This window comes from Aequorivita capsosiphonis DSM 23843, from assembly GCF_000429125.1.
Lineage (GTDB): Bacteria > Bacteroidota > Bacteroidia > Flavobacteriales > Flavobacteriaceae > Aequorivita > Aequorivita capsosiphonis.
Genome location: NZ_AUBG01000016.1, coordinates 92,257 through 104,218, shown reverse-complemented (window position 1 = coordinate 104,218; position 11,962 = coordinate 92,257). Strand labels below are relative to the sequence as shown.

Below are 11,962 nucleotides of genomic sequence, written 5' to 3'. Positions count from 1 at the left end.
TTTTTGAATATCAAGAATAACCTTTTTTTTATGCATTACTATTTGAAATCGAAATCGAAATCGAAGTCCAAAACAAAAATGAATTTAAAATGTCAAAGACTTTCATTGGTGATTGTTTTCGTTTTACTGCTGTTTGGTTTTGGTTTTAATGCGAAATTGATTGCACAGCAGACCGAGGTTGTTGATTTTTTAAAAATTGAAGCTTCTATTCAACCTGATGCTACTCAAAAAGAAGTTAAAGGTCATTTTGTTGTGACTTTTGAAGTTTTAAAACAAGCCGATTCCATATTTATGGATGCGGTAAATATTTCGACTGAAGAAATTAAAACTAAGAACTTCCATATAACAGCTGTTGATAAGAAGTTGTGGTTTGTAGGTGAATTTGAAAAAGGGAAAACTTATAAAGCCGATTTTCAATATTCAATGAAACCGAAGCAAACGCTATATTTCTTCGGAAACGAAATCTGGACCCAAGGACAGGGGAAGTACACTTCACATTGGTTGCCGAGTATTGATGATGTTAATGATAAAATTGAATTTGATCTAACCCTGATTTCTTCCGAAGATAAAACGGTGATTGCCAATGGAAAATTGAGAAACGTAGCTGAAAAGGATGGAGAAAAATACTGGCATTTCGATATGAAAGAACCCATGTCTAGTTATTTAGTGGCTCTCGTCATTGGAAATTATGAAAATAAAAACCTGGTAGCTAATTCCGGAATCCCGATACAATTATATTACAAACCAACAGATTCGCTAAAAGTAGAACCTACATATCGGTACAGCAAGCAGATTTTTGACTTCTTGGAAACTGAAATTGGGGTGCCATATCCGTGGCAAAACTATAAACAAGTGCCTGTCCGCGATTTCTTATATGCCGGCATGGAAAATACTACCACAACAATTTTTTCCGAAGCGTTTATGGTGGATTCCATAGGTTTTAACGATAGAAATTACATCAACGTAAATGCCCACGAGTTGGCGCACCAATGGTTTGGTGATATGGTAACTGAAAAAACGAACGGAGATCATTGGTTGCAGGAAGGTTTCGCCACTTATTATGCTTTATTGGCTGAAAAGGAAATTTTTGGAGAAGAATATTACTATTGGCAACTATACCAAACGGCGGAGCAGTTAAAAGCGGCAAGCGATAAAGGAAAAGGGGAGTCACTTTTAGACCCGAAGGCAAGTTCGCTTACTTTTTATCAAAAAGGTGCTTGGGCTCTTCATATTTTGCGGGAGGAAATAGGGGAGGAGGCTTTTAGAGTTTCGATTAAAAATTATTTGGAGAAATATAAATTCAAAAATGTTTCCAATGAAGATTTTTTAAACGAAGTGAAAGCCGTTACTGCAACTGATATTTCAGAATTTGAAAAGAATTGGTTGCAGCAAAGCGCATTTAAGGCGGAAGAAGCATATCAATCCTTGTTGAAATCGTCTTTTATAAAAAGCTACTTTGAAGTTTCAGCGCTGCGAGCAACTCCTTTAGCCGATAAAAAATTGCAATTGAAAACGGCTCTTACTTTCCCGAATGATTTTATTGGTCAAGAAGCGGTTTATCAGTTAATGGAGGAGCCTATTTCTGAAACACTTTCCCTTTATAAAAACGCTTTCGAAAGCAACAATCTATATGTTCGTCAGGCGGTGGCGCTTTCGCTACAAACAATTCCAATAGAACTTCAAAAGGAGTATGAAGGTTTGCTGAATGATGATTCGTACGTAACGATGGAGGCTACTTTGTATCAATTAAGTATGCAATTTCCAAAAAATCGCCGCGAATATCTCAACAAGACAGAAGGGATTGTGGGTTTTCAGAATAAAAACATTCGCCAGCTATGGCTTGCTTTAGCTCTAATTACGGGAGAATATGAGGACGCTCAAAAGGATTCCTATTTAAATGAATTGACAAACTATACCGCAGCCAACTATAGTTTTGAAGTTCGCGATAAAGCATTTGAATATGTAGATCAACTTAATCTGTGGGACGCTAAAACCCTTAAAAATCTGGTAGAGGCTTGTGTGCACCCCACTTGGCGTTTTTCGAAAACATCTAAAGAACTACTGAACAAGGTGCTTCAGAATAAAGGAAACTATGAAAAGGTAAAGATTTTGAGGAGACAAGTTTCAGAAAAAGCGGCAAATTATTTAAATTCAATTACGAAGGAATGAAAGCATTGGTTATATCTGGAGGAGGAAGTAAGGGCGCATTTGCAGGTGGAGTGGCTCAATACCTAATGGAAGAACTCCATCAAGATTACGATATTTTTGTGGGAACCTCTACCGGTAGTTTGCTTATTTCACATTTAGCTTTAAACGAGGTTAAAAAGATAAGAGAAGTCTTCACCTCCGTAAACCAGAAAAGTATTTTTAACAGTTGTCCATTTGTGATAAAGGAAGATAAGTTTGGTGGGAAACAGATAGGAATAAATCATTTTACGGTATTAAGGAACTTTGTGAAAGGCAAAAAAACTTTCGGAGAAAGCAAAAACCTTCGAAAACTTATTGGTAAAACCTTTACCGAAAATGAGTTTAATATTTTAAAAAATTCTGAAAAAGAAGTGGTGGTTACTGTTTCTAATCTCTCTTTAAACCAAGTAGAATATAAATCTGTCAATGATTTTGAGTATAAAGATTTCCTGGATTGGATTTGGATTTCTTCAAATTTCACTCCATTTATGAGTTTGGTGAAAAAGGATGGCTGTGAATATGCCGACGGTGGCTTTGGAAGCATGGTTCCTATTGAAGAAGCCATAAATCGTGGGGCAACCAAGGTTGATGTTATTGTTTTGGAAACGGAGGTAACATATTATAACCGACTCCCTTCAAAAAATGTGTTTTCACTACTTACGAATATGCATAGCTATATGGCCGATCGTATTGAAAAGCAGAATATCCGAATCGGAAAATATGTAGCAGCCAATAAAGATGTCATAATAAATCTATATTATACACCAACGGTTTTAACAACGAACTCATTGATTTTTGATAAAAAAATGATGGGAATGTGGTGGGAACGCGGGTATGAATATGCACATCAAAAAAATGAAGAATTGAATGAAATTCGCACTAAAGTTGATTAGCCTTTAATTACCTACTTCCAATAAGGGACCTATAATATGATTTCTAGACATTTTTATAAGAGGGGGATTTCCCCCTTTGTTTCAGTATTTTCCCTTATTCCTCTAAGAAGTGTTGGATAAATAGCTAATAATCAAGCTGCATGAGTTATCTTCACGTGAAATTACAATGAATAGGTTTTTAACTTATGGCATTTGTAATTATATTTATTCCAATATTATACTTCAACCAATACCAATTGTTATGAGAGCAAGACTAATCAGCCCATTATTGTTTTTAATATTTATGAATTCATTGTTTCTTAGTTGCCAAGAACCAGCAAACGATCCAAACCCAGGTCCAGTCAAACCACCAGAGGAAATAATCTCTGTGGAGCAGGCCACTGAAATGTATAAAAATTACAGCGAGCGACGAGTTCCGCTTATAAAAAAATATGAGGATAGTGTTGTTTCAGATACTAATCCATTTACACCAACACGTTTGGCCGAATACGATTTAGAAACTATAAAACAATACATAGCCTATGTGGAATATCAAGCTGCGCAGGCGAAAGTAGATGTGAGAACCTTACGGTTTTATCTATCAAATTACCCCAACAGTGAAACGTTTGCCAACGGTGATAAAGTGAGGTATCCAAGAAGAAATAGCTTTTTCGTTCTTCCAACGATGGAATATAAGGGTGAAAATGTTGGCTTTTCAATAGCCGAAATTGACGGAAAATTTACAGCGGTGCCCATTAAGAAACCTGCGAACAATGAAGATAAAGGTCAAAATAAAGAACAGTCCGACTCTAAAGGACAAGTGAATGAGGCTGGTTTTTTTATGGCAGGAAGTAACCCAGTCCAGAATGGAGGAACATCAAGTTTGATATTAAATGATGGTAATCTCATGCCGCCGCCGGGACCGGATGATTTTAGTAATAATAATTAAAGATGATGTTCTTTGGAAACAACATTAATAATTCTACAGACTGCTTTTATGGCTTTATACGTCATCGTATTTGTAGTTGCAATTTTTAAGTTTCCGCTCTATAAAGAAACTCCCTTAAAATTTATACCTTTTATTTTACTTTTTACTATCCTGACCGAATTTTTAGGGCAATATATTAAAGATGAATACGGAGAGATAATAACAAATGTAGGTTTATTCAATATTTATTATTTATTCTATTTTTCGTTTTTCTTTTATGTTTTTATGAAGGTTATTGAAGAGAAAAGATTTAAACGGTATATAAAAATAGGCATTATTTTTTTTTGGATTATCTATCTAAGTGATTTGATATTTACCGATATTTTTACAGAATCTTTCATCCGATCATATATTGCAGGTGCCGGTATTTTAATTTTCTGTATTCTTTTATACTATATAAGTATTTTGCAATCTTCTTTAGTACTCGTAGTAAAAAATGATCTTTTGTTTTGGATAAGTGTCGGCCTGTTTTTATTTTATATTGGGTATATTCCCATTAAAATAATCAAAAGCTGGTATTATGTGTATGACGATTTTTTTCAAATGTTATTGATAATTCAATTTTCGTTAATAATAGTGATGTATTCATTTTTTCTGATAGGTTTTCTATGGATGAAAAAGAGATAATAGTTATTACGGCAATTGCCGTTCCCGTAACACTTGTTGTTATTCTTATTGTTTTATTCAGCGTTTTTACTCGCAGAAAAAATAGGCTTTTGCAAGAGCAGGAAGAAGCAAAAAAGGCTTATGATCGGGAGTTGGCTGAATCGCAAATAGAAATACGGGAACAAACCCTTCGTAATATTAGTTGGGAGCTCCACGATAATATTGGGCAATTAATGACGCTTGCAAAAATACAGGCACAAATGTCAATTGAAAATCCAGAGCTAATGCCGGAGGTTTGTGAGACTATCGGAATGGGAATAAAGGAATTGCGCGCCCTATCTAAATTAATTAATCCAGAAGCCTTAAAAAGCCTTAGCTTGGAGGAAGCGGTGAGCATGGAAATAGAACGGTTTAACCGCTTAAAATTTATAGCGGCAAATTTAGAAATTAGAGGAAATGTAGAATTTGTTGAAGTAAATACCCAAATTATTCTTTTTAGAATATTACAAGAATTTTTCTCGAACACCATAAAACATTCTAAAGCTTCCTCGCTAAACGTTGTTCTGGATTATTCGGATGAATTATTACACATAAAGGCAGAAGATGACGGGGTAGGGTTTGAAGCGGAAAATGAGTTCATGGGAATTGGTTTGACAAACATGAAAACCCGTGCAAAGCTAATAAATTCAACGCTAGACATTAGCTCAATAAAAGATAAGGGAACATCATTAAGTTTGAAATATAGCTTTGTTTAAGTGTGTTTAATGTTTCAAATAAAAAGAAATTAGATAATGGAATATTCAGTAGTAGTTGTAGATGATCACATTTTATTGTCTCAGGCCATTGGCGGATTGGTTCAGGGATTTGCGGAATTTAACGTGCTCTATTTATGCAAAAATGGAGCGGAGTTATTAAATAAATTCAAAGAAAACCCCAAGAATATTCCAGATTTGGTGCTAATGGATATTAAAATGCCAATTTTAAACGGTATAGAAACTACAGAAATACTTAAAACGGATTATCCAGAGGTAAAGGTTCTCGCGCTGTCCATTGAAGAAGACGAATACACTATTTTGAAAATGTTACGTGCCGGTGCCAAAGGCTATTTGATGAAAGACACCAAAAAGAATATTTTAGAAAAAGCCTTGTTGGAAGTAATGAAAAACGGACATTATTACACCAATACGGTATCGCAAATACTTATGGAGTCCTTGAAAAAAAATATAGATACCGAAATAAAGGAAAGGGAGTTGGAGTTTATAAAATTGGCCTGTACTGAAATGAACTATAAAGAAATAGCAGAAACCATGTTTTGCAGTTACAAAACGGTTGAGGGTTATAGAGATTCTCTTTATAGAAAACTGGGTCTAAAAAATAGAATAGGCCTTGTGCTTTTCGCAATCCAACACAATTTGTTTAAGCCTTAAAATCTAATAAAGTTCGCTTACTTCTTTTTTTACGTAGGTTAAAGCTTTTTGCGAAGGTGTTATTTCTTCCATAAAATGCTTTAAAAGCCACTCGCGCATCTTATCTACGTTCTCATCCTTTTCTTGCATTACGCTTTGGCGAATTACGTGAATGGTGGCATTTTTCGCAGCATTTACCAAATTCCAACATTCCGGAGAAACATACAACTGTTGTGTGAGATTGTGTTCGTACTCCTGTTCAATATTTTTCACAAGCAGATTTTCGTAATCTTCCATGGAGTCTGAAAATGGTTTTACCCGAATTAACAGCTTATTTGGGTCAATACGCTCTAAAAGCAAAACAATTCGTTCATAAGCCTGCAAACGCATGGGTAACACCTGCTTTTGCGCTTCTTTTTGAATTAAATATCTACGCCGGCCTTCCTCGTTGGCGGTGTGACCTTTAAAAAAATAATAGGCTACCAATCCTACAACGATTGCGGGCAATAGGTATGCTACATAACTTAAAATTTGGGTTGCTTCTTCCATAGCTACTTTTAAAAGTGAACAAACTTAAATGTTTTGGAAATATTGGCAAGAGATAAATTCCCTAAAAAATTAATACCGCACCATATTTTCCTTTTTCATAGCTTTCACTTCTTTCTTGGCCTCTTTTTCGTGATAATTACCACCGAGATGTTCACAATGGGAAAGTGCCTTCATACTTTCAAATGGCACTGCACATTTATGGTACATAAAAGATTGCGATAAGGTTTTAATCAGATTTTTGTCACCAACGGTTAAATCTACATCATCCATAGTGAACTGACATGGATGCTCATAACCGCAAGCATGGGTCATTTCTAATAGTTCTTTTCTAAAGTTTTTAAAGTAAAAATGTGCTCTAACAGATTTGTCTTGAACATTAATACCTCGTTGGAGCCATTTGTTTTGGGTGGCAACACCACTTGGGCAACGGTTGGTGTGGCACAATTGCGCTTGAATGCAACCAATGCTCATCATGGCTTCACGGGCAACATTAACTAAGTCGGCTCCCATGGAAAAAGCCATGGCGGCGCGGGCAGGAAAACCAAGTTTTCCACTACCTATAAAGACCACACGATTGCAAAGATCATGTTTTTTGAAAATTTTATATACTTCGGCAAAACCAAATAACCAGGGGAGCGAAACGTGATCGGCAAAACTTGGAGGTGATGCACCGGTTCCACCTTCACCACCATCAATGGTTATAAAATCTGGACCTTTGCCAGTTTCTTTCATTACTTTAGCTAGCTCTTCCCACTCATTTAAACGTCCAACGGCCGATTTAATTCCAACTGGAAGACCTGTTTCTTCGGCGATACTTTCAACAAAATCAACCAAACCTCTAACATCATCAAAAGCGGTATGATTTGGAGGAGATAATACATCCTTCCCCAAAGGTACATGTCTAATTTCAGCAATTTCTGGAGTAATTTTAGCACCTGGTAAAACACCACCTTTTCCTGGTTTGGCACCTTGCGAAAGCTTTACTTCAATAGCTCTAACTTGCTGGTTATCATTTACCAATTGAACGATTTTTTCCATAGAAAAATTTCCGTCTTCATCGCGAACTCCAAAATAACCAGTTCCAAAATGAAAAATAACATCCGCACCTGTTTTATGATAGGGAGAAAGGCCACCTTCGCCTGTATTATGATATGAATAAGCAAGGCCGCAACCTTTGTTTAATGACTCTATTGCCCTTGCCGATAGCGATCCAAAACTCATTGCCGAAACGTTGATAACAGAAGTAGGTCGATAAGGTCGTCGTCGCTTATTATACTCACCCATCAATTTTGCACATGGTAAAAAATAGGGGTTTTTATAATTTGGATTTTCTTTTTGAACCTTAAAGGGAAGCATCGCATTGTTGATGAAAATATAGTTGGGCTCATAAATATCACGGTCAGTTCCAAAGCCTTCATAATTGTTCGCGTTTTTGGCAGAAGCGTAGATCCACCCGCGTTCAATACGGTTAAATGGAAGTTCTTCGCGATTATTGGCAACAATATATTGACGTAATTCAGGTCCAATGCTTTCAAGCATATAGCGAATATGACCAACTATTGGAAAGTTATGGCTAACTGCGTGATATTTATTGAAGAAAACATCACGAATAGCAACAATTGCCAAAAAGATCAATATCCAAGCCCACCATGGGATCTGTCCTAAGAATGATAGAATCTCGTTCATAAAATGTATTTTTTATAAAGATATTTAAAATTAAATGGAATCAGAAGAAATTTGAAAAACGCTTTTCATCCAGATAATAATCAAAAGTATCTCTTTTTTTAGTTCGAATTATTTTTTTTATCAAACGAAAAGTTAAAACTATGATAATATATCTACTTAAAAATAGAAGGTATTTCATTTTTTTGAAAAATAGATTAATCTCGACTGATTGGAGAGATTGGAGCTTTTTTAGGAATTAAGAAATAATGCTTAAACTTGTGAAAACTAATCTTATGAAAGCAGCCATACTCTATTTTATTTTAGTGACCATTTCTATTTTTGGGTGTAAATCCCAAAATGAAAATGAAGAAAAGGGAAACGAATCTTCCTCTGAAACTATTGTTCTGGAAGAAGCGACAAACGAGGATGAAGAATATTTTGAGGAGGCGAATCATCTAGAATACGACCCTGCCCAGACACTTTATTTTAGTCATGCTTTTATTTATAGCTATGGTGATGAAGGAGAGGAGCCAGAAGAATTTTGGCTTTATCACAACCCTGATACTGGCCAATTAATGTATATGCCCGACGATCCAATGATAAAGTTCGTGGTGAGTGATACGTTAGGAAACTATTATTTCTTCGGAAATGATGGCCACGGAGAACAAACCATAGGTTCTCAATTTATAGAATGGGTCGCAAATCCTGAATTCTATGACGAAAAACTTTCTTATCCTGTTTCAGATCAGTATGTTTCTTTAAAACCAACAGGAAAAACAAAATCTTTAGAAGAATACAATAATGTCGATGGAAAACCTATTGTCGGTAAGGAGTATAAGTGGGAGTTTAGTAAACTAAGCGGCGATCAAAGTACCTACATTACAGAAATTATTCCAGTAAACTTTTACCAAGTTTACGGCTTTAATAAATTGGAAGGCGATATCAGACTGCCCGCAGTTGGATTTGATTTTTCGGGGATCTTCGGAAAAAATCAGGTTATAACAAAATTCACCTCTGGAGAATTTGAGTTGGAACTTGTCTCTTACCAATTTAATCCCGCTTTTGTGGAAGCGGGAGATTATCAATATTCCATTCAACAGGCTGATGGCACTTGGAAAAAAGAGGCTTTTCCACTATTGTCCGAAAAGTAATTTTTAGTATAAAGGTTTTCTAATCAAAAAAATATTGATTTCTTCGTGAATTCCAGTAGAGCTATTTATTCATAGTACGTTAACTAAACTTACAAGATCTTCTTGCGAACTTTGTTTAAAATTCACACAAGATAAGTGGGTTTAAAAGGCTTAGATTGGTTAATTTCACAGCGTTAAAAAAGGAAAATTTTGGAAAAGTATTTAGAACAACTAAATGAAGCTCAACTTGCGCCAGTGCTACAAAAAGATGGGGCTATGATAGTGATTGCTGGTGCGGGATCTGGGAAAACTAGGGTTTTGACTTTTCGCATTGCCTATTTGATGTCTAAAGGTGTTGACCCGTTCAATATTTTAGCTTTAACTTTCACCAATAAGGCCGCTCGTGAGATGAAAGGCCGGATCTCAAGGATTGTTGGATCCAGTGAATCCAAGAATCTCTGGATGGGAACCTTTCATAGTATTTTTGCGAAAATCCTTCGTTTTGAGGCTGACAGATTAGGGTATCCCTCAAATTTTACAATTTACGATACCCAAGATTCACAAAGCGTGATTCGTGCGGTTATCAAAGAAATGCACCTTGATAAGGATGTTTATAAATACAAAAAAGTTTATTCGCGAATTTCTTCCTATAAAAACAGTTTGGTAACGGTAAAGGCATATTTAAGCAATCCTGATTTGATGGAGGCGGATGCTATGGCGAAAATGCCGCGTATGGGCGATATTTATCAGGCTTACGTTGATAAATGTTTTAAGGCGGGCGCCATGGATTTTGACGACTTATTGCTGAAAACCAATGAGCTTCTAACTCGTTTTCCAGATGTTTTGGCGAAATATCAAAACCGTTTCCGTTATATTTTGGTAGATGAGTATCAAGATACGAACCACAGTCAGTATCTGATTGTTCGGGCACTTTCAGATAAATTCCAAAATATTTGTGTGGTGGGTGACGATGCCCAAAGTATCTATGCATTTAGAGGGGCGAACATCAATAATATTTTGAATTTTCAAAAGGATTATGATGAGGTGAAAGTGTTCCGATTGGAGCAGAATTATCGTTCTACCAAAAACATTGTAAATGCCGCGAACAATGTTATCGAAAAAAATAAAACTCGACTGGACAAAATCGTTTGGACAGACAATGATGAGGGCAATAAAATACTTGTAAATAGAACCATGACCGATGGTGATGAAGGCAGATTTGTAGCCAGCTCCATCTTTGAAAATAAAATGAACTATCAGATGAAAGATGGTGATTTTGCTATTTTATATAGAACAAATGCCCAAAGTCGAGCCATAGAAGATGCCCTGCGGAAGAAAGATATTCCATATCGAATTTACGGTGGCCTTAGTTTTTACCAGCGGAAAGAAATAAAAGATGTGCTTGCTTATTTGCGCCTGATTTTGAATCCGAAAGACGAAGAAGCGCTGAAACGTGTAATCAATTATCCAGCGCGTGGAATTGGAGGCACAACCTTGGAACGATTAATAGTAGCAGCGAATCATTACAATCGTTCTATTTTTGAAGTGATGAAAAATATTGATAAAATCGATTTAAAAATAAACTCGGGAACTAAAACCAAGTTGCAGGATTTTGTCACAAGAATTGAAAGTTTTCAGGTTTTGAACAAAAATTATGATGCTTTTCAGATCACTGAACACGTTGCCAAGAAAACGGGATTGCTTCAGGAATTAAAGAAAGACGGAACTCCTGAAGGTATTGCTCGCATGGAAAATATTGAGGAGTTACTAAACGGGATGCGTGATTTTGTGGAAGAGCAAAAGGAAATTGCTGATTCCACAGCTTCCCTTTCAGAATTTATGGAAGACGTTGCCCTTGCCACAGACTTGGATAACGATAAGGGCGATGACGACCGTGTGGCTTTAATGACCGTGCATTTGGCGAAAGGCCTGGAATTTCCGTATGTCTATATTGTGGGGATGGAGGAAGATCTGTTCCCAAGTGGCATGAGTATGAACACCAGAAGCGAACTGGAAGAGGAACGCCGTTTATTTTACGTAGCCTTAACCCGCGCTGAAAAGCAGGCGTATTTAGTTTATACCCAAAGCCGCTACCGTTGGGGAAAATTGATTGATGCCGAACCAAGCCGCTTTATTGAGGAAATTGACGAAAGCTTTTTGGAGTATCTAACCCCAATCACCGAAAACCGCTACAAACCCTTGCTTGATGCCGATATTTTTGACGATGTAGATCATAGCAAGCTTCGGTTAAAAAAACCGGTTGCAGGGAGAGCGCCATCTGGTCCCACGGAAGAACAACTTCGAAAATTGCGCAGACTAAGACCAGTAGCCAGTGAAACTGATAAGAACTTTAGCGCCAAAGATGCCAACTTAAATACTGGTACGATGGTGGAACACGTACGCTTCGGAAAAGGGAAAATCATGAAAGTTGAAGGTGTAGGAGCAGATACAAAAGCGGAAATAGATTTTGAAAACGGAGGTTTAAAAAAATTACTTCTTCGGTTTGCAAAATTGAAGGTTCTTGATTCGTGATTTGTTAATTTAGGATTGGTTAATTCG

Annotated in this window: 10 protein-coding genes; 8 read left to right on the top strand and 2 right to left on the bottom strand. The window is 36.3% G+C overall.

Features of this window, described 5'->3' with window-relative positions:
* Positions 1 to 78 precede the first annotated feature (78 nt).
* From G440_RS0114470 to G440_RS0114445, 6 genes are all read left to right on the top strand, one after another.
* A complete protein-coding gene (locus G440_RS0114470) occupies positions 79 to 2,169 on the top strand; it encodes a M1 family metallopeptidase (RefSeq protein ID WP_034259621.1) in 2,091 nt (696 codons plus the stop codon).
* Positions 2,166 to 3,080, top strand: coding sequence for a patatin-like phospholipase family protein (locus G440_RS0114465; protein ID WP_026451965.1), 915 nt, complete (start codon positions 2,166 to 2,168; stop codon positions 3,078 to 3,080). Before G440_RS0114470 ends, G440_RS0114465 begins: the two co-directional genes overlap by 4 nt.
* Positions 3,081 to 3,321: 241 nt before the next feature.
* Entirely contained in the window at positions 3,322 to 4,008 is a 687-nt protein-coding gene (locus G440_RS0114460) for a hypothetical protein (RefSeq protein WP_169718965.1), read from the top strand.
* Between the two features lie 12 nt (positions 4,009 to 4,020).
* On the top strand, positions 4,021 to 4,674 hold the full coding sequence (locus G440_RS0114455; protein WP_157418002.1) for a hypothetical protein: 654 nt from the start codon (positions 4,021 to 4,023) through the stop codon (positions 4,672 to 4,674).
* Positions 4,656 to 5,408, top strand: coding sequence for a sensor histidine kinase (locus G440_RS0114450; protein WP_026451962.1), 753 nt, complete (start codon positions 4,656 to 4,658; stop codon positions 5,406 to 5,408). Before G440_RS0114455 ends, G440_RS0114450 begins: the two co-directional genes overlap by 19 nt.
* Positions 5,409 to 5,444: 36 nt before the next feature.
* Positions 5,445 to 6,080, top strand: coding sequence for a response regulator transcription factor (locus tag G440_RS0114445; protein WP_034259619.1), 636 nt, complete (start codon positions 5,445 to 5,447; stop codon positions 6,078 to 6,080).
* A gap of 3 nt (positions 6,081 to 6,083) precedes the next feature.
* Here the strand turns inward: G440_RS0114445 and G440_RS0114440 are convergent, their stop codons facing one another.
* Both G440_RS0114440 and G440_RS0114435 read right to left on the bottom strand, forming a co-directional pair.
* Positions 6,084 to 6,608 (bottom strand): DUF7935 family protein, encoded by a 525-nt coding sequence (locus tag G440_RS0114440; protein WP_026451960.1) that lies wholly within the window; start codon positions 6,606 to 6,608, stop codon positions 6,084 to 6,086.
* A 69-nt stretch (positions 6,609 to 6,677) separates the two neighbouring features.
* The gene (locus tag G440_RS0114435; protein WP_026451959.1) at positions 6,678 to 8,294 is read right to left on the bottom strand and encodes an FMN-binding glutamate synthase family protein; all 1,617 of its coding nucleotides are present in this window, start codon (positions 8,292 to 8,294) and stop codon (positions 6,678 to 6,680) included.
* 272 nt (positions 8,295 to 8,566) lie between these two features.
* Here G440_RS0114435 and G440_RS0114425 point away from each other — a divergent pair, with 272 nt between their 5' ends.
* Together G440_RS0114425 and G440_RS0114420 are read left to right on the top strand one after the other, a co-directional pair.
* Positions 8,567 to 9,424, top strand: a complete 858-nt coding sequence (locus G440_RS0114425) for a hypothetical protein (RefSeq protein ID WP_157418000.1) — start codon at positions 8,567 to 8,569, stop codon at positions 9,422 to 9,424.
* 189 nt (positions 9,425 to 9,613) lie between these two features.
* On the top strand, positions 9,614 to 11,935 hold the full coding sequence (locus G440_RS0114420) for an ATP-dependent helicase (protein WP_026451957.1): 2,322 nt from the start codon (positions 9,614 to 9,616) through the stop codon (positions 11,933 to 11,935).
* The last annotated feature ends 27 nt before the right edge of the window (positions 11,936 to 11,962 follow it).

Excerpts from the sequence above, each read along its gene's own strand:
- G440_RS0114440 (WP_026451960.1), bottom strand. The coding sequence starts at position 6,608 with ATGGAAGAAGCAACCCAAATTTTAAGTTATGTAGCATACCTATTGCCC.
- G440_RS0114425 (WP_157418000.1), top strand. The coding sequence starts at position 8,567 with ATGAAAGCAGCCATACTCTATTTTATTTTAGTGACCATTTCTATTTTT.
- G440_RS0114470 (WP_034259621.1), top strand. The coding sequence starts at position 79 with ATGAATTTAAAATGTCAAAGACTTTCATTGGTGATTGTTTTCGTTTTA.
- G440_RS0114460 (WP_169718965.1), top strand. The coding sequence starts at position 3,322 with ATGAGAGCAAGACTAATCAGCCCATTATTGTTTTTAATATTTATGAAT.
- G440_RS0114450 (WP_026451962.1), top strand. The coding sequence starts at position 4,656 with ATGGATGAAAAAGAGATAATAGTTATTACGGCAATTGCCGTTCCCGTA.
- G440_RS0114445 (WP_034259619.1), top strand. The coding sequence starts at position 5,445 with ATGGAATATTCAGTAGTAGTTGTAGATGATCACATTTTATTGTCTCAG.
- G440_RS0114435 (WP_026451959.1), bottom strand. The coding sequence starts at position 8,294 with ATGAACGAGATTCTATCATTCTTAGGACAGATCCCATGGTGGGCTTGG.
- G440_RS0114465 (WP_026451965.1), top strand. The coding sequence starts at position 2,166 with ATGAAAGCATTGGTTATATCTGGAGGAGGAAGTAAGGGCGCATTTGCA.